Annotated in this window: 20 protein-coding genes and 1 pseudogene; 14 read left to right on the top strand and 7 right to left on the bottom strand. The window is 67.4% G+C overall.

The genetic code is table 11. The annotated features are described in order from the left end of the window. Positions 1-99: 99 nt before the first annotated feature. Genes Q0L11_RS21680 through Q0L11_RS21665 form a run of 4 tightly spaced genes read left to right on the top strand, consistent with a single transcriptional unit; the run spans position 100 to position 6,063 of the window. Positions 100-3,519: a response regulator gene (locus tag Q0L11_RS21680; RefSeq protein ID WP_367183474.1), complete on the top strand. Its 3,420-nt coding sequence runs from the start codon at positions 100-102 to the stop codon at positions 3,517-3,519. A gap of 8 nt (positions 3,520-3,527) precedes the next feature. Further along, complete coding sequence (locus Q0L11_RS21675; protein WP_296600047.1) at positions 3,528-4,352, top strand: CheR family methyltransferase; 825 nt, start codon at positions 3,528-3,530, stop codon at positions 4,350-4,352. Beyond that, positions 4,349-4,924, top strand: a complete 576-nt coding sequence (locus Q0L11_RS21670) for a chemotaxis protein CheB (protein ID WP_296600045.1) — start codon at positions 4,349-4,351, stop codon at positions 4,922-4,924. Before Q0L11_RS21675 ends, Q0L11_RS21670 begins: the two co-directional genes overlap by 4 nt. Next, entirely contained in the window at positions 4,921-6,063 is a 1,143-nt protein-coding gene (locus Q0L11_RS21665) for a hybrid sensor histidine kinase/response regulator (RefSeq protein WP_296600044.1), read from the top strand. The genes Q0L11_RS21670 and Q0L11_RS21665 overlap by 4 nt, the downstream gene beginning before the upstream one ends. 8 nt (positions 6,064-6,071) lie before the next feature. Here the strand turns inward: Q0L11_RS21665 and rpiB are convergent, their stop codons facing one another. The 4 genes from rpiB to Q0L11_RS21645 form a co-directional block, all read right to left on the bottom strand. Then, positions 6,072-6,521 carry a ribose 5-phosphate isomerase B gene (gene rpiB / locus Q0L11_RS21660; protein WP_296600043.1) on the bottom strand — a complete coding sequence of 150 codons (450 nt, stop codon included), beginning with the start codon at positions 6,519-6,521 and terminating at the stop codon, positions 6,072-6,074. A 248-nt stretch (positions 6,522-6,769) separates the two neighbouring features. Beyond that, positions 6,770-7,945 carry a zinc-dependent alcohol dehydrogenase gene (locus tag Q0L11_RS21655; protein WP_296600042.1) on the bottom strand — a complete coding sequence of 392 codons (1,176 nt, stop codon included), beginning with the start codon at positions 7,943-7,945 and terminating at the stop codon, positions 6,770-6,772. Positions 7,946-7,956: 11 nt separating this feature from the next. Continuing rightward, positions 7,957-8,505 carry a hypothetical protein gene (locus tag Q0L11_RS21650; protein ID WP_296600041.1) on the bottom strand — a complete coding sequence of 183 codons (549 nt, stop codon included), beginning with the start codon at positions 8,503-8,505 and terminating at the stop codon, positions 7,957-7,959. 275 nt (positions 8,506-8,780) lie between these two features. Further along, positions 8,781-9,281, bottom strand: a complete 501-nt coding sequence (locus tag Q0L11_RS21645; RefSeq protein WP_296600038.1) for a hypothetical protein — start codon at positions 9,279-9,281, stop codon at positions 8,781-8,783. Positions 9,282-9,787: 506 nt separating this feature from the next. Between Q0L11_RS21645 and Q0L11_RS21640 the strand changes: the two are divergent. From Q0L11_RS21640 to Q0L11_RS21595, 10 genes and pseudogenes are all read left to right on the top strand, one after another. Next, positions 9,788-11,863 (top strand): annotated as a pseudogene (locus tag Q0L11_RS21640) (TonB-dependent receptor); the annotation flags it as partial. A gap of 28 nt (positions 11,864-11,891) precedes the next feature. Further along, positions 11,892-12,656, top strand: a complete 765-nt coding sequence (locus tag Q0L11_RS21635; protein ID WP_367183475.1) for a TonB-dependent receptor — start codon at positions 11,892-11,894, stop codon at positions 12,654-12,656. Positions 12,657-12,799: 143 nt separating this feature from the next. Beyond that, positions 12,800-13,093 carry a hypothetical protein gene (locus tag Q0L11_RS21630; RefSeq protein WP_296600036.1) on the top strand — a complete coding sequence of 98 codons (294 nt, stop codon included), beginning with the start codon at positions 12,800-12,802 and terminating at the stop codon, positions 13,091-13,093. Continuing rightward, complete coding sequence (locus Q0L11_RS21625) at positions 13,090-13,809, top strand: Crp/Fnr family transcriptional regulator (protein WP_296600033.1); 720 nt, start codon at positions 13,090-13,092, stop codon at positions 13,807-13,809. The genes Q0L11_RS21630 and Q0L11_RS21625 overlap by 4 nt, the downstream gene beginning before the upstream one ends. Next, entirely contained in the window at positions 13,806-14,744 is a 939-nt protein-coding gene (locus tag Q0L11_RS21620) for a methyltransferase (protein WP_296600031.1), read from the top strand. The genes Q0L11_RS21625 and Q0L11_RS21620 overlap by 4 nt, the downstream gene beginning before the upstream one ends. A 75-nt stretch (positions 14,745-14,819) precedes the next feature. Then, a complete protein-coding gene (locus tag Q0L11_RS21615) occupies positions 14,820-15,053 on the top strand; it encodes a hypothetical protein (protein ID WP_296600029.1) in 234 nt (77 codons plus the stop codon). Between the two features lie 195 nt (positions 15,054-15,248). Next, positions 15,249-15,452, top strand: coding sequence for a hypothetical protein (locus Q0L11_RS21610; protein WP_296600028.1), 204 nt, complete (start codon positions 15,249-15,251; stop codon positions 15,450-15,452). 56 nt (positions 15,453-15,508) lie between these two features. Further along, a complete protein-coding gene (locus Q0L11_RS21605; RefSeq protein WP_296600026.1) occupies positions 15,509-16,393 on the top strand; it encodes an SDR family NAD(P)-dependent oxidoreductase in 885 nt (294 codons plus the stop codon). Further along, on the top strand, positions 16,384-18,516 hold the full coding sequence (locus tag Q0L11_RS21600; protein WP_296600024.1) for a glycoside hydrolase family 65 protein: 2,133 nt from the start codon (positions 16,384-16,386) through the stop codon (positions 18,514-18,516). The genes Q0L11_RS21605 and Q0L11_RS21600 overlap by 10 nt, the downstream gene beginning before the upstream one ends. A 53-nt stretch (positions 18,517-18,569) precedes the next feature. Beyond that, positions 18,570-19,436: a DMT family transporter gene (locus Q0L11_RS21595; protein WP_296600021.1), complete on the top strand. Its 867-nt coding sequence runs from the start codon at positions 18,570-18,572 to the stop codon at positions 19,434-19,436. Here the strand turns inward: Q0L11_RS21595 and Q0L11_RS21590 are convergent. The 3 genes from Q0L11_RS21590 to Q0L11_RS21580 form a co-directional block, all read right to left on the bottom strand. Beyond that, positions 19,420-19,668 (bottom strand): hypothetical protein, encoded by a 249-nt coding sequence (locus Q0L11_RS21590; protein WP_296600019.1) that lies wholly within the window; start codon positions 19,666-19,668, stop codon positions 19,420-19,422. The genes Q0L11_RS21595 and Q0L11_RS21590 overlap by 17 nt on opposite strands. A gap of 81 nt (positions 19,669-19,749) precedes the next feature. Beyond that, complete coding sequence (locus Q0L11_RS21585) at positions 19,750-20,181, bottom strand: GFA family protein (RefSeq protein WP_296600017.1); 432 nt, start codon at positions 20,179-20,181, stop codon at positions 19,750-19,752. Then, positions 20,182-20,421: a hypothetical protein gene (locus Q0L11_RS21580; protein ID WP_296600016.1), complete on the bottom strand. Its 240-nt coding sequence runs from the start codon at positions 20,419-20,421 to the stop codon at positions 20,182-20,184. Positions 20,422-20,550 lie beyond the last annotated feature (129 nt).

Raw genomic sequence — 20,550 nt, 5'->3', positions numbered from 1 at the left:
GCCTTCATGCCTGCGCTAAGCCCCGACGAAGACTTGCGTTTTCGCCAGGACATCCGCTAGGCGAGCGCCGCCATCTCGTCGTCCAGGATGCCCATGCCGTTGAATCGTACCCACACCGCGTCGCAGCTTGGTCAGCGGATGGAGGTGTGGACGACGGTGGGGCTCGTGGCCGTCCTGCTGTTCTTCCTGGTCAGCGGTTCCATTGCCTATCTGAACATCGAGACGCTGCAGGCCAACAACGCGCGGATTCGACATTCGCACACGGTGATCGTCGCGCTCGACGACCTGCTCTCTACGGTCCAGGACGCGGAGACGGGACAGCGCGGATACCTGCTCACGGGCGACGACCGCTATCTCGAGCCCTACCGCCGCGCGGCCAGCGAGATCGCGCCGCGCGTCGAGACGGTCATTTCGCTGACTCAGGACAACCCGGTCCAGCAGACGAACGCCGCCCAGTTGCGGCGCAGCCTCGAAGCCAAGCTTGCGGAGCTCCGGGAAACCGTCGCGCTCCGCCAGGGGCGCGGCCCCGCGGCTGCGCTAGCCGTCGTCGCCAGCGACCGCGGCAAGGTGGAGATGGACGCCATCCGGACCCGGCTCGACGTGATGCGCCGGGAGGAGCAGCGTCTGCGGGGCGTTCGGATGGCCGAGATGGAGAGCGCCCATCGGACGGCGGTGCTCAGCGGGGTCCTGGCAGGCCTGGTCGGATCGGCGCTCACCGTCGTCGTCTTCACGCTCATCCGGCGCAATGCGCGCTCCCGGGCCCGGGCGGAGTGGCTGCAGGCCGGCCAGGTGGGTCTGGCCGACGCGATGATGGGCGACAAGACGGTCGAACAGCTCGCCGAGGCCGTCCTCGACTTCCTCGGCGGCTATGTCGGCGCGCAGGCCGGCGCGCTCTTCAAGGGTGAGGCGGGCCACTACCGGCGGGTCGCAACGCTGGGCGTACCGGCGGATGCGGAGCTGCCATCGCGGTTCGGCCTGCGCGAGGGACTGCTGGGCCAGGTGGCCGCCGACCGGCAGCCGCGGCTACTCGAAGACATTCCGGATGGCTATCTGACCTTCGGCTCCGGGTTCGGACGCGACAAGCCGCGGCATCTGGTGATCGTGCCGGCGCTCGCCGACGACGTGGTGAACGCGGTGATCGAGCTGGGCTTCCTCGAGCCCGTGGACAAACTGGTGCTGGAGCTCCTGATCGCCAGCGAGCGGTCGATCGGCATCGCGCTCCGCTCGGCGCGCTATCGCACCCAGTTGCAGGACGCGCTGGAGGAGACCCAGCGGCAGTCGGAGGAACTGCAGGTCCAGAGCGAGGAACTGCGCGTCTCCAACGAGGAGCTCGAGGAACAGGGCCGCGCGCTGAAGGAATCGCAACTGCGCCTGGAACAGCAACAGGTCGAACTGGAACAGACCAACAGCCAGCTCGAAGAGCAGGCCCAGACGCTGGAGGCCCAGCGCGACGAGCTGGAGCGGACCGCGGCGGCCGTCGAGCTCAAGGCGAGGGAGCTGGAGCAGGCCAGCCAGTACAAGTCGGACTTCCTCGCCAACATGTCCCACGAGCTGCGGACGCCGCTGAACTCGCTCCTGATCCTGTCCAAGCTCCTCGGCGACAACCCGCACGGCAACCTCTCGGACGACCAGGTCAAGTACGCGCGGACGATCGAGTCGTCCGGCAACGACCTGCTGACGCTCATCAACGACATCCTGGACCTGTCGAAGATCGAGGCCGGCCGGCTGCAGATCCAGCCCGAGAACGTACCGCTGGCTCGGCTGACGAACGACCTGCGCGCCCTCTTCCAGCCGGTGGCGGACGAGCGGAAACTCACCTTCGAGATCGCACTCGCCGACGACGCGCCCGCCACCGTCGAGACCGATCGGCAGCGGCTGGAGCAGGTCCTGAAGAACCTGCTTTCCAACGCCTTCAAGTTCACCGAGCGCGGCAGCGTGCGGCTCGCGGTCGCCCGGACCGACCAGGATCGCCTCGCGTTCGCGGTGGAAGACACCGGCATCGGCATCCCGGAGGACCAGCAGCAGGGCATCTTCGAGGCGTTCCGCCAGGCGGACGGGACGATCAGCCGACGGTACGGGGGCACCGGCCTCGGCCTTTCGATCTCCCGCGAACTGGCGCGACTGCTGGGCGGGACCATATCGGTCCAGAGCCAGCCGGGTCGTGGCAGCACCTTCACCGTCACGATCCCGATCACCTACGATCCAGCCGGGATCGCGCCGCGAGATCCCATTGCGGCGCCTCAGAATCCGCCCGCGCCGGCCGGAACGCAGAAGCCGCGGCGAGGCCCCCTGCCCCAGCCGGTGGAAGACGACCGCGACGTCATCACCGACGCGCGCCGCCTCCTGCTTGTCGTCGAGGACGACGAGTCGTTCGCGGGCGTGGTCCGAGACCTCTCCCACGACCTCGGGTTCCAGTGCATCGTCGCGGGGACGGCGGAGGAAGCGCTCGACCTGGCGTCGCAGTTCAAACCCCACGCCATCGTCCTGGACGTGGGCCTGCCCGACCAGTCCGGGCTCACGGTCCTCGACCGGCTGAAGCGCGACGAGCAGACCCGCCACATTCCGATCCACGTGGTCTCGGGCGCGGACCACAGCCAGACGGCGCTTTCGCTTGGGGCGGTCGGCTACCTCATCAAGCCGGTCCAACGCGAGCAACTGGCGGAGGTCCTGCAGAACCTCGAGTCGAAGCTCACGCGCACGGTCCGTCGGGTGCTCATCGTCGAGGACGACGCCGTCCAGCGCGACGCCGTAGGCCGGCTGCTGGCCTCCGGCGACGTGGAGACCGTGGGCGTCGGCACGGCGGCCGAGTGCCTGGACCAACTGAAGTCGCAAACCTTCGATTGCATGGTGCTCGACCTGTCGCTGCCCGACGCCTCGGGCTTCTCCCTGCTCGAGACCCTCAGCGAGGGCGACCACGCCTTTCCCCCGGTCATCGTCTACACCGGCCACGAACTGTCGCCGGACGACGAGCAACGCCTTCGCCGCTACTCCAACTCGATCATCATCAAGGGCGCCAAGTCGCCCGAGCGACTGCTCGACGAGGTCTCGCTCTTCCTGCACCAGGTGGTGGCCGACCTGCCGCCCGAGCAGCAGAAGATGATCCGCAAGGCGCGCAACCGCGACGCCGTGCTGGAAGGCCGCCGGATCCTGATCGTCGAGGACGACGTGCGGAACATCTATTCGTTGACCAGCGTACTCGAGCCGCGTGGGGCCGTGGTGCAGATCGCCCGGAACGGACAGGAAGCGATCGACGCCCTGCGCCGCGCGTCCGACGATCCCGCGGGCGCGATCGATCTGGTCCTGATGGATGTGATGATGCCCGTGATGGACGGGCTGGAGGCGACGCGCCGGATCCGGGCCGAAGCACCGTGGGCCGACCTGCCGATCGTCATGCTGACCGCGAAGGCCATGCCCGACGACCAGGAACGCTGCCTCGAGGCCGGGGCGAACGACTACATGGCCAAGCCCATCGACGTGGACAAGCTGCTCTCCCTGGTCCGGGTCTGGATGCCGCGGTGAGCGCCACCATGCGTGACGACCTCGAGGACATTGAGATCCAGCTCCTGCTGGAGGCGCTGTACCAGCGCTTCCACTACGATTTCCGCAACTATGCACGGGCGTCGATCAAGCGCCGCCTGACCCAGGCGCGGCTGCAGATGGGCTTCCCCAGCATCTCGGCGCTTCAGGATGGCCTGCTGCATCAGCCGGAGATGCTCAGCCGCCTGCTGGGCTACCTCACGGTCCAGGTCAGCGAGATGTTCCGTGATCCCGCCTATTTCCGCGCCTTGCGGGAGAAAGTCGCGCCGCACCTGCGCACCTATCCTTCGCTCAAGGTGTGGGTGGCCGGCTGCAGCCACGGCGAGGAGCTGTACTCGCTCGCCATCCTGTTCCGGGAAGAAGGCCTCGAGGAGCGGACGATCTTCTACGCGACCGACATCAATCCGGTGGCGCTTCAGGCTGCGGAGGCCGGTGTCTACCCGCTGGACCGGTTGCGTAAGTTCACCGAGAACCATCAAAAATCCGGCGGCAAGTCCTCGCTTTCAGACTACTACACGGCCGACTACGGACGAGCGATGTTCGACAAGACGCTGCGCAGCCAGGTGGTGTTCTCCGACCACAGCCTCGTCACCGACGCGGTGTTCGGCGAGATGCACCTGATCTCCTGCCGCAACGTCCTGATCTACTTCGACCGCGCGCTGCAGGATCGTGCCGTCGGCCTCTTCCGCGACTCTCTCGCGCGCAAGGGCTTCCTGGGACTGGGCTCCAAGGAAAGCCTCCGCTTCTCGAAGCATGCGACCGCCTTCTCGGAGTTCGTCCGCGACGAGAAGATCTACCAGAGGCAAGACCCGTGAGCGCAGCCGGTCTCAGCGCCGTCGCCATCGGCGGCTCTGCGGGCGCGGTGCAGGCGCTCTCGCGGATTCTGCCCGGGCTGCCCGCGGACTATCCGCTGCCGGTGCTGGTGGTCGTGCATGTCCCACCCGATCGGGACAACGCCCTGGTGGCGCTGTTCGACGCCAAGTGCCAGGTGGAGGTGAAGGAGGCGGAGGACAAGGAGCCGGCGCGGCCGGGCGTCGTCTATTTCGCGCCCTCGGACTACCATCTGCTCGTGGAGGCGGACGGCACGCTGTCGCTGTCGTCGGACGAGCTCGTGAACCTCTCGCGCCCCTCGATCGACGTGCTGTTCGAGAGCGCGGCCGACGCCTACGGGCCATCGCTTGTCGCCGTGATGCTCACGGGCGCCAACCACGACGGCGCACAGGGCCTGAGGGCGGCGGCCGACGCGGGCGGCGTCGCGATCGTCGAAGATCCGGCGAGCGCCTACGCCTCGGCCATGCCGGTGGCGGCATTGCGAGCCTGCTCCGAAGCGAAGACCATGAACCTGGATGCGATCGCGTCCTACCTGTCGAGTTTGAGAACGGCATGACGCGCGCTGACGACCCCATCCACTTCCTGCTGGTCGACGACCTGGAGGAGAACCTCCTGGCGCTGGAGGCGCTGCTCCAGCGCGACGGCCTGATCTGCCTGAAGGCGCGCTCGGGCGACGAGGCGCTGGAACTGCTGCTGACCCACGACGTCGCGCTCGCGCTCCTCGACGTCCAGATGCCAGGCATGGACGGCTTTCAGCTCGCCGAGTTCATGCGGGGCGCTGAGATCTCGCGCCATGTCCCGATCATCTTCCTGACGGCGGGCGCCGCCGATCGCCGGAGAAGCTTCCGGGGGTACGAAGCCGGCGCGGTCGACTTCCTGCAGAAGCCGATTGAGGCCGACATCCTGCGCAGCAAGGCCAACGTCTTCTTCGACCTCCACCAGCAGCGCCGGCAGATCGTCGCCCAGCGTGACGAACTGGAGGCGCTGGCCGAGGCGCTGAAGACCGTGGACCGCCACAAGAACGAGTTCCTGGCGGTGCTGGGGCACGAGATCCGCAACCCGGTCATGGCGCTCAGCGCCGGCCTTCACTTTCTGCGGCGGCGCAAGGATCCCCAGACGTCCGAGGAGATCCATGCCCAGATGGAGCGACAGGTCTCCCACCTGACGCGGCTGGTCGACGACATGCTCGACATCTCGCGCATCGACCAGGGCAAGATCGCGCTCAACAAGGACCGGGTCGCGCTGCAGACCGTCCTCGACTTCGCCGTGGAGGCCAGCCGCCCCCAGATCGACGCGGCCGGACATCAGCTCAACGTGGAGATCCTGCAGGCTCCGGTGTGGCTGCACGCCGACCCCACGCGCCTGGCCCAGGTGGTCAGCAACCTGCTGAACAACGCCGCCAAGTACACGCCGGCCGGCGGGCGCGTCTCGCTGGCGGCGCGCGCGGCCGACGGCTTCGCCGAGATCAACGTCACCGACACGGGGATCGGCATCCCCGAGGACATGCAGTCCAAGATCTTCGAGCTTTTCGCCCAGGTGAAGAGCCCTACGGAACGGGCGCAGGAGGGCCTGGGCATCGGCCTGGCGCTGGGGAAGCAGCTGGTGGAACTCCACGGCGGCACGATCTCGCTAAGGTCCAGCCAGCCGGGAGCCGGCAGCACGTTCCAGGTGCGGCTCCCGATCCTCGCGAGCTAGGGCCGCGCCTAAGCCTCGAGCGCTTTGATCATCTCGACGCGCGGCGCGTGGCGGCCGCCGTCGAACGGCGCGGAGAGGAAGGCGTCGACGATGTCGAGGGCCAGGCCTTCGCCCACGACCCGCGCGCCCATCGAAAGCATGTTGGCGTCGTTGTGCTGGCGGATCATCCGCGCCGAGAACGTGTCGGAGCAGACGCCGCAGCGGACGCCCTTCACCTTGTTGGCGGCCATCATGATGCCCTGTCCGGTGCCGCACAGGATGATGCCGAAGCGGCAGTCGCCGGAGGCCACCCGGCGGGCCGCCTCGGCGCCCCGCTCGGGATAGTTGGTGCTCTCCGGCGTCGCGGGGCCCAAGTCCACCACCTCCCAGCCCTGGGCGGTCACATGGGCGGCGACGGCGAGCCGGAGCGGAATGGCGGCGTGGTCGCTGGAAAGGACGATGCGGCGGTCGGCGGTCATGGCCCCTACTCCCACTCGATTGCCAATGGCACGGCGAGCCCGTGAATGGGCGCGCCTGACGATCCCCGAACCTCAGCGCACGACTCTCGGTGTGAACCTAGCCGAACCGTCGATTAATTCGGAACGGACTTGTCGCCCACCCCCGCGCCGAGGTTCACCAATCCCACGGTGTAGATGGCATGCTGGACGGGGCGTTCGCCCCCTCGGTGACGGCGAGCGCCCCGTCCAGGTGTCCGGCAGTTCGCGGCTTAGGGCTTCAGCACGACCTTGACGCAACCGTCCTGCTTGTCCCGGAAAGTCTTGTACATCTCGGGACCGCGGCTCAGCGGCACGGTGTGGGTGATGAGGAATGTCGGGTCGATCTCGCCCTCGTCGATGCGGCGGAGCAGGTCGTCACTCCAGCGTTTCACATGGGTCTGGCCAGTCCGTACGGTCAGGCCCTTGTTCATCATCGCGCCCATCGGGATCATGTTGGACAGCCCTCCGTAGACGCCCGGTATCGAGATGGTTCCGGCCGCCTTGCACGCCATGATGGCCTCGCGAAGCGCGATGGGTCGCTCGGTCTCCAGCTTCAGCGCGGTCTGCACCCGATCGATCAGCTCGAGCACCGCCGTCGGGCCATGCGCCTCGATGCCAACGGCGTCGATGCATTTCTCCGGCCCGTGGCCGCCGGTCAGGGCCTTCAGCGACGGTATGACCTTATCTTTGCTCCGGTCGAGCACCTCGGCCCCAAGGCCGCGCGCCAACTCCAGGCGTTCGGGCACATCGTCGATCGCGATCACCCGCTGTGCGCCCTGCACCAGCGCCGACTGGATTGTGAATAGGCCGACCGGACCGCATCCCCAGACCGCCACAGTATCCGTAGGCTGAATGTCGGCGTAGGCCGCCGCCTGCCACCCGGTGGGAAGGATGTCGCTCAGGAACAGGTACTTCTCGTCCTCGCCGACATCCGGCACCTTGATGAGCGTCGTCGCCGCGAACGGCACCCGCATGTATTCCGCCTGTCCGCCGGCATAGCCGCCGGTGATGTGCGAATAGCCGAACAGGCCCGCCGTCGTGTCACCGAAGAAGGCCTTCGCCAGATCGGCGTTGCGGTTGGTGACCTGGCAGACAGAATAGTTGCCTGCCTGGCACTGCTCGCACTCGCCGCAGATCATCTGGAACGGGACCACGACCCGGTCGCCCACCTTCAGGCCGCGCGCGCGAGCCTCGGCGCCGACCTCGACCACCTCGCCCATCGGCTCGTGCCCCATCACGTCACCGGCGCACATCGTGGGAACGAAGCCGTTCATCAGATGGAGATCGGAGCCGCAGATGCACGTCGAGGTGACGCGGACGATCGCGTCCTTCGGATCTTCGATGATCGGGTCGGGGACCTCCTCGCAACGAAGATCCTTCTTGCCTTGCCAGCAGATCGCTTTCATCCCGTCTCTCCTCAACCGGCCCGTTTCACGTTCGACATTCGAATGGCGGCGAACAGGTCGAGCGCCGCGACCGCCAACACCACGCCCAGAGCGAGGCGGGCGTTCCCGCGCTTTGGATTGTCGCGCCGCGTCAGGCGGCTCAGCAGGGCGATGTCGAAGGCGTCGCCCGCCACGCGCGCCCAGAGCGCGCTGGCCCGCGTGGGATCCGAGAACAGCACCATGCCGGTCGCCAGCTCGCGAGCGCCGAACAGCACCTGCGTCGCCTGTGGACTGTTGGTCAGGCCCAGGAAGCTGTTGACTCCCTTGGGTGCGAACAGGCCCCAGAGCCCAAGCCCCAAAGCGTTCTGTCCCAGGGCGAACGAGACTTGCGGCGCGATCGCCGGCGTGGCGCGCACGCGATCGGTGGACAAGGTCATGGTCTTGCCGCCCGGAAGGTTGAAGACCCGGGTTGGTGCGGTCGCCGGCGCCTCCGCCGACGGCGCAGCCTCATGGAATCCAGGCGGCGATGCCGCCGCAGGCTTGCGGCGGCGCGCCTTGGGCGGTGGGGCATCGAGGCTCATGTGGCTCTCCTATTCGCGGGCCACCCTCAGCCCGTCGCGCCCCGGTTGGTTCCCGGACTTTGGAATTGATGGGTGGGTCCGATTGCTTCGGCATCGGGCGCGCCGGTACGCCGCGCCCCGAAGGCGCCGGCCCCGAGGTGGTTTGCGATCGACTTATCTGGCGCGGCGAGGTCCGGAAGGCGCCGATGAGCCGACCAGCTCTTTCGATCCTGGAGCGCCTGGGATCATGCTGGGCGCGCGACGTGCGGGTGACGACGGACGACCGCAGCCGGCCGCTACTCTATCCGTCTCACCCGCACGGCGTTCTGGTCGCCGATCCTCATCTTATAGCTTCCGAGCGCGGCGCGGTTGATGGCGACCGTCGAGCCGGTCGTCGGTCTGGTCCGGAGCGGGACAGTCTCGACCTGTATCCAGGTTCCGCTACTGTTCAGCTGCAGCACCCAGCGTCCCGTGCCATCCTGACGCGCGGCGCGGACCTGATCGACGACCGAGTCCAGCTCGGCGTCCGGCGAACCCTTGTCGAAAAGCGCAAGCGAGGGCAGCGAGAGTCCAAAGCTCTGGCGGCGCACCTCTCTCGCCTCTTCGCGGTCCACGACGATGATCGCCCCGGTCGCCTCGGCTCGGACCAACGCGCCCGCCGCCCTCCGGTAGCAGTCGAGCTCAGCGGCGCCGTCGGCGAGCTTCCCGCATTCCGCGAGGTCCTTGAGCATGACCTCGCCCGTCTCGAACCTGGCGGGCGCCGCGGCGGGCGCCGCAAGCGCGAGTGTGATCAGCAAAGCGATCTTCAACACCCAGCAACCTTGACCATAACTTTCCTCGCTTGAACAAGCTCGACTGTATTTTGTCGCCTTACATGCTTCTGTGAAGCGTCACCTCATTCTCGTCGAGGCACATTGGTTCCACGAACACCACTCATCGCACATCGAAATATTTTATTCGTGTCGCCCTGGACGCGATTTATGTGACCATAATGCGACACCAATCAGACCATTACTCTCGCCCATCTGATGTAAGTTGACGCATTTCCGAACCCGCTGGCTAACCGGAACCAGTTTGTTTTCGACAATCGTCATTTCGATACGGGGCGGCCGCCGCGAGGCGCGCCACGGGAGGATGTAGCGTGAAGATCAAGACTCAGCGGGAGCGCCTTCTGGCGTCGACCTTCATTTGCAGCGTGGCCGTTCTCGGCCTGGGCGCGACGCAGGCCGCAGCCCAGACGGCGGACACGGGCGGTGAGGTCTCGGAAATCGTCGTCACCGGCACGCGGATCCCGCAGCCGAACATGGAGAGCGCCAGCCCGATCCAGGTCGTTGGCAGCCAGGAGGTCCTGCTGGGCGGCCGGCCCCAGACCATCGACATCCTGAACCAACTACCCCAGGTCACGCAGAACCCCGGCGTCGACCTCGGCCCGACTTCCGATCCGCTGAGCGGGCCTGGCGGCGTCTCGACGGTCAATCTGCGCGGCCTTGGCCCTCAGCGCACCCTCGTGCTGGTGGATGGGCGTCGCCTTGGACTGGGCGACCCGAACACCGGCAATCCCAATCCGGCGCCCGACATCAACCAAATCCCGTCGCAATTGATCGAGCGAGTGGAAGTCCTGACGGGCGGCGCCTCGGCCGTCTATGGCTCGGACGCTGTCGGGGGCGTCGTCAACTTCATCATGAAGCGGAACTTCGAGGGCGTGCAACTCGACGCCCAATACGGCGTCTACCAGCACAGCCAGCATAGCGACCGCATGCAGGACATCCTGTCCGACAGCGGACAGTTCATTCCGGGCAAGCGGTGGGACGGCAAGTCGGCCGACTACAGCATCCTCATGGGCTTCAACGCTCCGGAGGGTCGGGGCAACGTCACCGCGTTCTTCACCTATTCGAAGCAGAAGCCGGTGCGGCAGGGCGCGCGCGACTACTCGGCTTGCCAGTTGAACGTCGACGCCTCGGGGAACGGCTTCTGCGGCGGCTCGTCCAACTCGAACATCCTCTACCCGGCAAGTGGCGCGCTGCTGGATCTGGACGGCGATGGCGTGCCGGAGTCCGACGCGGCCGCTGTGCTGGGCAATCGGTTCGTGCCCTACGGCACGCCGGGCACCACCCCTCCGGCCGTCTTCAATTCCAACCCCTACATGTACCTGATCCAGGACAATACGCGGTACACGGCCGGCTACTTCGCCAACTACAAGCTGAACGAACACGCCGAGCTCTACTCGAGCTTCAATTTCATGAGCAGCGAGTCGAACGTGAACATTGCGCCCAGCGCACTGTTCCAGGGCAGCGGCGTGACCGCCTCGGGCGGCTTCCTCGTCAACTGCAACAACCCCTTCCTGAGCGGCCAGCAACAGACGGCCCTGGGCTGCACGCCGGCCAACATCGCCGCGGGCGACACGGTCGACCTGTACTTCGGCCGCCGGAACGTAGAAGGCGGGCCTCGCAACTCGTTCTACGACCACACGAACTATCGCGTCGTCTTCGGCTCGCGGGGCAAGATCGCCGGGCCCTGGTCGTACGACATCTACGGGTCCTACTACCGCACGAAGCTTGCCAGCCGGGTCGAGAACTACCTGAGCCTCCAGCGGATCCAGGACGCGCTGCTGGTCGGCGGCACCGCGGCCAATCCGACGTGTCTGTCGGGGAACGCCGGCTGCGTGCCTTACAACATCTTCGCCGACGGCGGCGTCAGCCCCGAGGCCGCCAGCGCGCTGACGATCCTCGGAACCCAGAGCGGCACGACGACCGAACGCATCATCGAAGCCACCGTCAACGGCGACCTGGGCGAATACGGCATCAAGTCGCCGTGGGCCACGAACGGAGTCGGCGTCGCGTTCGGCGTGACGCAGCGCCGTGACCACCTGGAGTTCTCGCCGGACGCAGCGTCCGAAAGCGGCGACCTCTCGGGCTCCGGCGGCGCCTCGGTGCGGATCAACAACAGCCTGCGCGCGGCCGAGGCCTACGCCGAGGTGCGGGCCCCGCTGATCAACGACATGCCGTTCGCCCAGGAGATCCTTTTCGAAGGCGGCTATCGCTACTCGGACTACTCCACCGGGATCCAGGCCAAGACCTACAAGGTCGGCTTGCAGTGGCAGCCGATCGAAGACATCCGGTTCCGCGGCTCCTACAACAAGGCCATCCGCGCCCCGAACATCCTTGAGCTCTACACGCCGCAGTCGGTGACCAATACCAGCGACGTGCCGGAAGATCCCTGCGCGCGGAACGCCGCGAGCCCCGCCTCCGCGGCGGCCTGCGCAAACACTGGCGTCACGGCGGCGCAGTACGGCGTGATCCCGCAGTGCCCCGCCAACCAGTGCGCCGTGCTGACCGGCGGCAACACCGACCTGACGCCGGAAGTCGCCAAGACCTTCACCGTGGGCTTCACCACCCGGCCGCGGTTTCCTGCCGGGCTTCACGGCGAGCGTCGACTACTACCGCATCAAGATCGGCAACATCATCGGGACGATCCCGCTGGAGATCATCCTCGATCGCTGCCTGGAGACGGGCGACGAGTTCTTCTGCTCGCAGGTGGTGCGCAACCCTGTGAACGGCACGCTGTTCGGGACGACGGCGGCGTCGGGCGGCTTCATCAACGGCCAGACCGTCAACGTCGCCAAGAGCGTCAACGAAGGCTTCGACATCCAAGCGAACTACAGGCTGCCGCTCGAAGACTGGGGCGTGGACAAGTGGGGCGGGATCTCGTTCGACTTGGCAGGATCGCTGCTCACCAAACAGTCGAATACCTCGCTGCCCGGCGACCCCTCCTACGACTGCGCCGGCTATTTCGGCTCAAGTTGCGGGACGATCTATCCGAAGTGGCGCCACACTGCGCGGGTGAACTGGACGATCCCGGGCGTGGACGCGACGCTGTCGGTTGCGTGGCGCTACTGGGGCAAGACCAAGTACGAGAACCTGTCCAGTGACGACCAGCTCGCCGGCCCGCCGAACCCGTTCATCAGCAAGATCCGGGCGGTGAACTATTTCGACGTCGCGGGCATCTGGGACCTGAACGACAAGGTCCGACTGCGGGCGGGCGTCAACAACGTGTTCGACGTCAATCCGCCGCTCGTCCCCAGCGCCGTCGTCGGCGGCGGTCTGCCGAATACCTATCCGCTGTACGACCTGCTGGGCCGGCGGCTGTTCGTCGGTATCACGGCGAACTTCTAGGACTGTAGACTCCGACAGGCCAGGCGGCGGATTGGGGTCCGCCGCCTGGTGCTCCTGATGAGCGAGGTGAACGTCGGCGCGTCTCCGAGGCGCTTCCCGATGCGAAGCCGCACCTTACCACCCTCCACCGCCAACATAGGTGGATGTCCGGAGCCGGCATACGCGCCGGACGTTGGCTGCTCATGCCTCGCTTCCATCTCAACATCTTCAACGGATCCGGCCCCGTTCCTGATGAATCCGGTCAGGACCTCGCCGACATCGACGCCGCGAAAGAGCAGGCCGTCATGGGCATCCGGTCGATCTTGAGCGCCGAGGTCTTGGAGGGCGTCATGGACCTGCGTGGCCGCATCGAAATTGCGGACGCCGCCGGGCAGCTCCTTCTGGTCGTCGCCTACGCCGAGGCCGTGACAATCAAATCGCCGGAGCCGAACGGGTGATCGAGCGGCACCTGATGCGGCTGCGGGCGCGCGACGATATCGGCGCCGCCGAGGAAGCCGCCATCCGCGGCGCCGTCTCCGTGATCCGGCCCGCATCGCCCGGAACCGTGCTCGTCAGGGCCGGCGAGGAGGTCGACGTTTCCATCCTCCTGCTGTCTGGCGTCATAGCCCGGCAGAAGGATCTCTTGGACGGCCGGCGCCAGATCACCGAACTCCACGTCGCGGGCGACTTCACCGACCTTCACGGCTTCACGCTGAAGCGACTGGATCACGACGTCGTCGCCCTCTCCGCCTGTTCGATCGCCCTCTTTCCGCATCGCCGAATTCAGGAGATCACCGAGCAACACCCTCACCTGGGTCGCGTGTACTGGTTCCTGACCAACCTTGACGCCGCCATCCATCGCGAGTGGGAGGTATCCCTCGGCCGCCGCACCGCACTTGAACGGATGGCGCATCTGTTCTGCGAGCTTCAGGTGCGCCTCAAGTTGGTCGGCCTGGCCGACGACGGCGGCTACGCCCTGCCGCTGACGCAAGGCGCGGTCGCCGAGTGCCTCGGTCTGACGACGGTCCACGTCAATCGTACGCTCAAGCAGCTCAAGGACGATGGGGTCGCGGAGCTGCGTCGCGGCCGGCTTGCCATCTTCGACCTGGCCAGCCTTCGCCGTGTTGCGGGCTTCGACCCGGCCTATCTCTACCTTGAGAAGCGCAACCGGTGAGCGCTGAGACCGCTGGCGCCGCCGACGATGCGCTTCTTTCCCTGTTGGGCGCACTGGAAGCGCTTGGATACGACTTCGTGACGCCGCTCAATTCCACCCTTCGGACGGTGCGGTCGCGCCGGGAGGTTGCGCGCGCGGGAAATCTCAGGGACGTCCTGGGCTGGAGCCTTCCGTTCAGCCCAGGAAGCCTGGGCAGCGAGATTGAAGACCTGTTGCTCGCTGCCGACGCCGTTCGCGATGCGGGCGCGCAGCGCAGGGTCACCATCCGGGTCTCCCGCGTGGAAGGCGCTCTCTTCCTTCACTCCGCCTATCCGCCTGGGGAGAACGGCGGGGTTTTCCTAGGCCCCGACAGCTATCGCTTCGCGCGCTTCACGCGGTCCCAGCTACACGGCGGTCAGGTCCGGCGTGTGTGTGACATGGGCGCTGGCGCTGGGGTTGGGGGCATCACGGCCGCGAAAGCCCTGGGGGAGTTCGAGGAACTTCGCCTTACCGACGTCAATCCGACGGCGCTCCGCTTCGCACGGATCAACGCGGTCCACGCCGGGGTCGCAGCGACACCCCTCCAGGCCTCGGGCGCCGGCGCCGACGATGCAAGCTTCGACCTGATCCTGGCCAACCCGCCGTTCATCGCAGACAGCCAACGCCCGTACAGCGACGGCGGGGACGAGCTAGGCATCGAGCTGTCCGTCGCCTGGGCGGCACAAGCCATGGAACGGCTCATACCGGGGGGCAGGCTGCTCCTGTACACAGGCGCCCCCGTCGTGGACGGTGAGGACCGGCTGCGCGCGAAGCTGGAGTACGAGACCGCCGGTCGCGATTGTCGTCTGGAGTACGAAGAAATCGATCCGGACATCTTCGGCGGCGAGCTCCGCCGACCGGCCTACGCGACGGTCGAACGCATCGCGGCGATCGGGGCGGTCGTCACCCGTGCCTGATCCTCGATTTCATCGGCGAAGCTCGAACCTGAGCCCTTGCGGCCCGTTGAAACGGGATCATCCATGGAGATACCGATGTCCGACCAGAACCCTGAACGCCGTCCCGAACAGCAAGCCGGCGACACCCAACAGCGGCAGCCGGAGCAACAATCCCAGCAGAAGCATCACGACCCCCAGACGAGCGGAGGCGGCAACCTCGCCAGCCAGACCCCGACCGGCGGGACCAGCCAAGACAGCTTCGGCCAATCCGGCAAGCAAGGGTCTCCCGACCAGGCCGAACACAACGCGCGACCGGGTGGAGATGTTTGACCGGGGAGCTGTCCGATGCCCATATTCGGCCGCCCCGCGTCCGCCGGACCGGCCCTCCATCCTTTGTGAATCGCCCGAACCGGCCCCCACGCACGGCGTTGCCGGACCATGTCGATACGCACACTTGAGGACCTCCCAGGCTGGCCCGGAAGCGAGACGGGCATAGCCGCGGCGCTGCGGCGGATGTGCGAAATCATGGCCCCAGAGGGAGACGAGGCCGGGCTGGCTGAGCTTCAGGCCATGGCTGACCAGCTTCTCGACGCCTGTCCCGCGGTGGATGCGGCGAGCCTCGAGCACCGCCTGGGCTCGCTGTGTCGCGCCGTGGAAGCGCTCGGCCCGTGGGGCAAGACCTCAGACATCGTGGACCTCGCTGTGTGCTTCACGCGGCGACTCCACTAGCCGCCACATCTCCGGCGGCGCTCGTCACCGCTGGCGCAATCTGCCGAGGAGCCGTGATGGCCGACCATAGTCCTGACCCTGTCCCTCCGCCGCGGCCCACGTCGACCCCACGATTCCAGGGCCGCGTCGCCGTCATCACGGGCGCCGCGCGAGGGATCGGCCGCGCGCACGCGGTCTACCTCGCGCGGGAGGGCTGCGACCTCGTGCTCTGCGACATCCTCGAAGACCTGCCGGACGGCACGCCATACGAGAAGGCGACGCAGGCCGACTTCGACGAGACGGTGCGTCAGGTGGAGACCGAGGGTGTGCGGTGCGTTGCGGTCAAGGCCGACGTCGCCGATCCCGTCGCCGGGCGGGATCTCGTCGAACGGGCGACGCAGCAACTGGGTCGGCTGGACTTTCTCGTGGCCAACGCCGCGCTCACCCTCGAAGGGAAGCTCGCGGATATGGATCCCGTAACCTTCGCCACGGTGCTCCGGGTGAACGTGAACGGCGTCTTCCACGTGCTGGCTCCAGCGCTCAAAGCCATGACGGCGCAGCGGCGTGGCCGCATCGTCGTGATCGCCTCCGGCGCTGGCCGCAAGGGCGAGCCCGAGGCCGGGCCCTACGTCGCTTCGAAGTGGGCCCTCATCGGCCTTGCCAAGACCGCTGCCCTTGAAGCCGCCGAGAGTGGGGTAACGGTCAACGTAGTCCTGCCCGGACCGACGGATACGCCGATGATGGATGGGCCCCAACGCTGGAAGGAGGCCGTCCCCGAGAAGGACAATCCGACCCGCGCCGACTACATTGAGGCCAAGAAGGACGCCACGCCGATGGGCTATGCGTGGGTAAAGGCCGAAGACGTGGCCGCCGCCACGCTGTTCCTGCTCACCGACGAAGCCCGCTTCATCAGCGGCGATACATTGAGCATCGACGCTGCGGACGTCGCCACATGGACCTGATGGACGGGCGCAAGGCCTCAGGGTCGCCGCCTAGCCAAGACCCGCAGAGCGATCCCCATCGGCCGATCAATCCGCCTGATGCGGTCTCGACGGACCGCTTCGAGCTGCCGGCCTACATCTCCAATGGCCTTATCGGGCTGAAGGTGGTCGAGGCTCCGCTGGGCGGGGGCGTGGCGATGCTGAACGGCTTCGTCGGCGAACATCCGGAAGAGAAGATCGAGGCGGCCGCGCGGACCCCCTTCCCCCTGAGCGGCGACCTGAGCATCGACGGTGTGCGGATGTCGCAGTCGCCTCATCTGGCCACCGCCACGCGGCAGAGCCATGACTTCTCAAGCGGCGAGCTGACCACTCGCGGCGGCTTCCGCACCGCCTCGGCGAGGGCCGAGATCGAAGTACTCATGTTCTGCAGCCGCCGACGTCCGACCCTGGTTTGCCAGGAGATCAGGGTGACGGTCGACGCCGCCTGCAAGTTGCGGCTCAGCGCGGGCTTGGATGGGCGGGGGGTATATGGTCGCGAGGACGGTCTGCTGGCTGACAAGGCGCGCCTCGAGAAGGCCGAGATCGATGGCGCCCTGCGATGGGCGAGTCACGGCGGCCTAGCAGCCGCAGGCCTTGCGTTCGTGACGGAATTCCTCGGCGACGAGAAGGCGGAGCGCATACCCGACGCGCACGAGCAACTCTTGGAGAGTGCGTACGAGTTCGACGCCGAACCCGGCCGCACCTATCGCCTGCGCCAGATCACCAGCGTCGTATCGGACGGAGAGCATCACCAGCCGGAGTTGCAGGCGGCGCGCTTGGCCGCGATGGCGCGGCGTGATGGCTTCGACGCCCTTCGCCAGGAAAACCGCGACGAGTGGGCGGAGCTCTGGAAGAGCCGGGTTCGGCTCGTCGGGGCAGAGCCCCGCTGGCAGGCCTTGGCCGATGCGGCCTGGTACTACCTCAACGCCTCGACCCATTCCTCGGCCCTGGCGTCGACCTCGATCTTCGGGCTCGCGGCCTGGCCGGACTATCACTATTACTATGGCCACGTGATGTGGGACATCGAGACCTTCGTCGTCCCGCCCGTCACGCTGCTGCAGCCGCACGCCGCTGTCGCGCTTCTCAACTATCGATACGCTCATCGGAAAGGCGCGCGCGCCAATGCCGCGCTCTTCGGACGCCGTGGTCTCCAGTATCCGTGGGAAAGCGGCCGCTCCACCGGCCACGAGGCGGCGCCCCTGCCAGGGTCCGCAAGCTGGCGCGAAGACCACGTCTCGCTCGACGTCGCGCACGCCTTCGCCGTCTATTCTGACCTGACGGGCGACGAACGGTTTCGGCGGGAGAAGGCCGCGCCCGTGCTGGCCGGAGTCGCGGATTGGCTGGTGTCCCGCGCGCGCCGTACGCAGCGCGGCTTCGAGATTCCCCGCGCCATGGGCGTGGCTGAGCGCAAGGAGCCCTCGGACAATCCCGCCTTCGTCAACCTGTCGGCCAAGGTCGTCCTCCGCGAAGCGGTGCGGATCTGCGGAGACGCCGGACTTCCTGTGGACCCGGCCTGGACCGAGATCGCTGAAAGGCTCGTCCTGCCCATGGATGGTAACGCCGTGGTGTCACACGACGGCTACGCGCCGGACGAGGAGAAGGGCGAGACGCCCGACCCGCTGATGGGGATCTTCCCGTTGGATGGCGGACTCTCGGCGGACCAGGCGCAGGCCACGCTGGAGCTCTACCTCGCCAGGGCTGACGAATATGCCGGCAGCCCCATGCTGTCGGCCCTGCTCGGCGTCTGGGCGTCATGGTGCGGCGACCGCGACCGGGCGCTCCAGCTCCTCGACGCGGGCTACGGCCAGTTCGAACACGGCCGCTTCGGCCAGATCCTGGAGTACCGGCCGGACCGCTCCGACGGCCAGCCGCTCGCCGGGCCGTTCTTCGCCAACATCGGCGGGTTCGCCCTCGGTCTGATGTTAGGCTTCCCAGGCCTGATCCCCGACGGCGGCGATCCCGAACGCTGGGCCCGCCGGGACGCCGTGCTGCCCGCCGGGTGGGAAGCCATCGAAATCGATCGCATCTGGGTGCGTGGGCAGCCGATGCGGCTGATCGCCAGGCACGGCGAGCGCGCTCGGCTCGAGCCCGCTGACGGGTCGTGATCGCCCTACGACCGCTTCTCGGAGTTCAGGGCCCGTCGTCCACGGGGGCGGCGATGGCCCTTGTCCTCGGCGGCGTGACGCTCTTCTCGATATCCGACATCGCCGCCAAGCGGCTGAGCGCAGACCTGCCGTCACTGGAGATCACATGGCTGCGCTACGTGATGCTTTCGGCCGTCGCTGTCGCCTTTGCGCTCAGGGGCGGCTGGACGGTCTTTCGCGCCCACCAGCCGCGTCTTCAGCTCGTGCGGGGCCTCGCTCTGCTGGGGTCCGCCAGCTTCTTCCTGCTCGGGCTCAGCCGCCTCGGCGTGGCCGAGGCGACGGCTATATCCTTTGTGACGCCGGCGCTGATCACCGCCCTGTCCGTGCCGCTGCTGGGCGAGACCGTCGGCGTCCGTCGGTGGGCCGCGGTCCTGCTGGGCCTCCTGGGGGTCCTCGTGGTGGTGCGACCCGGCGGCGAGACCTTCCATCCCGCGGCAATGTTCTCGCTGGCGTCGGCGGCGTGCGGAGCGCTGGCGATGGTGGCGACGCGGCGACTGGGACCGAAGACGCGCGCCCGCACCACCCTGCTCTGGTCGGCGTTGACAGGACTCGCGCTGCTCAGCCTCACGGCTCCGGCCTGGTTCGAGCCGCCCACGCCGCGCCAGGTGATGCTCGCGGCGGCCATGGGCGTGGCTTACGCGCTGGGCCAGCTCTCGATGATCCTCGCCTATCGGCAGGCCGAGGCCTCGCTGCTCGCGCCCCTGACCTATGCGCAGCTCGTCACATCGACGGGACTGTCATGGGTCGTATTCGCAGCCGTGCCGGACGGGGTCACGCTGGGCGGGATCGCGATCATCCTGGCGTCGAGCGCCTACACACTCCATCGCGAGCAGGTTCGGCGCCGCGCGCTTGCGGCGGCGATGGTTACAGTCGCGCCGTGATGGCCGACGCGAGGCGCGCGACGTTCGCCTGCAGGCGCGCCAGGCCGTCAGCTCCGCCCGCCGCCTCGCTGTCGGGCAGCTTGGTGGGCGAGGCCAACTGTTCGAGCACAGACATCACCCGGGAATCCTCTCGCGCGATCTGATTGAGCACGGCCGACGTCACCATCTCCAGGGCCAGCAAGCGGGCGTGGGTGTCGTCCATGGCTTCGGTGCTGGACTCTTCGGTGTCCATGGCGGCTCTCCTGCGGCGGCTGAAACTCCCGACCCTACGCGCAGGCGCCGGGGCGCGTTCCGCGGACCAACGTTTGAGGCTTCAGCCGCCGGCCGTCCCGGCCGTGCCCGCGCGATTGGTCGCATAGCGAGGCTTCTCGTCGGCGATCTCGAACCATGGGATTTGGCTGCGCGTCCAGATGTGGAACTGCGGCACGACAGCCGACGGATCGTCGAGAGATGCCAATGTGACGTCGATAACATCCGGCTCTTCGTCGACCTGCATGGTGAGGTGCGCCCCGCAGGCTTCGCAGAAGCCTCGCCGCCCGAACGACGAGGAGCGCCAGATGCGCAGCGCGCCTCGGGTGACGCGAAAGGCGGCTGTTGGCACGCTCGCGTAGGCCAGGACGGGCGCCCCGGAGACACGCCGGCAGGTCTCGCAATGACAGTACCCAGGGTCGATCGGCGCGGCGGAAATCTCGTACCGGACTGCCCCGCACCCGCAGCCGCCGATCAGGAGCACGGAGGCGGCCATCTAGGCCAACGCCAGGTCTGGCTCGGCGGCCCAGTACCATCGGACCCCCGCGACCTGTCCCGCCCGATCGAGGACGATCACCTTCGCGTCGACGCCGGCCGAGGTCATCGCCTGGGCCAACGCATCGGCCTTGCGCTCAGCCGCGCCGCCTGCCCGGAACGCCAACGGCGCCAGACTTGCCGACGCCTCCAGAATCCACCCGGCGGGGACCGGCCGCACGCGAAACTCCACAGGATCCATGGTTCCCTTCCCGCACTTTCGCCGACTGCAATTCCCGAAGGGATCGTCGGTTCACTCGCATGTCTTTGGATGAGCTGAACCACCCGCCGAGGGACGTTGAGGGCCCGGGATTGCGCCCGGGAGAAGTTC

Source organism: Phenylobacterium sp. (assembly GCF_024508875.1).
In the GTDB taxonomy this organism is placed as follows: Bacteria; Pseudomonadota; Alphaproteobacteria; order Caulobacterales; family Caulobacteraceae; genus Phenylobacterium.
This window is presented reverse-complemented; position numbering and strand designations above follow the sequence as displayed.

What these genes read in the sequence shown, in the direction of transcription:
- Q0L11_RS21665 (WP_296600044.1), top strand. Translation starts at nt 4,921, where the DNA reads ATGACGCGCGCTGACGACCCCATCCACTTCCTGCTGGTCGACGACCTG.
- Q0L11_RS21630 (WP_296600036.1), top strand. Translation starts at nt 12,800, where the DNA reads ATGTCCGGAGCCGGCATACGCGCCGGACGTTGGCTGCTCATGCCTCGC.
- Q0L11_RS21655 (WP_296600042.1), bottom strand. Translation starts at nt 7,945, where the DNA reads ATGAAAGCGATCTGCTGGCAAGGCAAGAAGGATCTTCGTTGCGAGGAG.
- rpiB (WP_296600043.1), bottom strand. Translation starts at nt 6,521, where the DNA reads ATGACCGCCGACCGCCGCATCGTCCTTTCCAGCGACCACGCCGCCATT.
- Q0L11_RS21675 (WP_296600047.1), top strand. Translation starts at nt 3,528, where the DNA reads ATGCGTGACGACCTCGAGGACATTGAGATCCAGCTCCTGCTGGAGGCG.
- Q0L11_RS21595 (WP_296600021.1), top strand. Translation starts at nt 18,570, where the DNA reads ATGGCCCTTGTCCTCGGCGGCGTGACGCTCTTCTCGATATCCGACATC.
- Q0L11_RS21650 (WP_296600041.1), bottom strand. Translation starts at nt 8,505, where the DNA reads ATGAGCCTCGATGCCCCACCGCCCAAGGCGCGCCGCCGCAAGCCTGCG.
- Q0L11_RS21600 (WP_296600024.1), top strand. Translation starts at nt 16,384, where the DNA reads ATGGACCTGATGGACGGGCGCAAGGCCTCAGGGTCGCCGCCTAGCCAA.
- Q0L11_RS21590 (WP_296600019.1), bottom strand. Translation starts at nt 19,668, where the DNA reads ATGGACACCGAAGAGTCCAGCACCGAAGCCATGGACGACACCCACGCC.
- Q0L11_RS21615 (WP_296600029.1), top strand. Translation starts at nt 14,820, where the DNA reads ATGTCCGACCAGAACCCTGAACGCCGTCCCGAACAGCAAGCCGGCGAC.
- Q0L11_RS21605 (WP_296600026.1), top strand. Translation starts at nt 15,509, where the DNA reads ATGGCCGACCATAGTCCTGACCCTGTCCCTCCGCCGCGGCCCACGTCG.
- Q0L11_RS21580 (WP_296600016.1), bottom strand. Translation starts at nt 20,421, where the DNA reads ATGGATCCTGTGGAGTTTCGCGTGCGGCCGGTCCCCGCCGGGTGGATT.
- Q0L11_RS21585 (WP_296600017.1), bottom strand. Translation starts at nt 20,181, where the DNA reads ATGGCCGCCTCCGTGCTCCTGATCGGCGGCTGCGGGTGCGGGGCAGTC.
- Q0L11_RS21610 (WP_296600028.1), top strand. Translation starts at nt 15,249, where the DNA reads ATGGCCCCAGAGGGAGACGAGGCCGGGCTGGCTGAGCTTCAGGCCATG.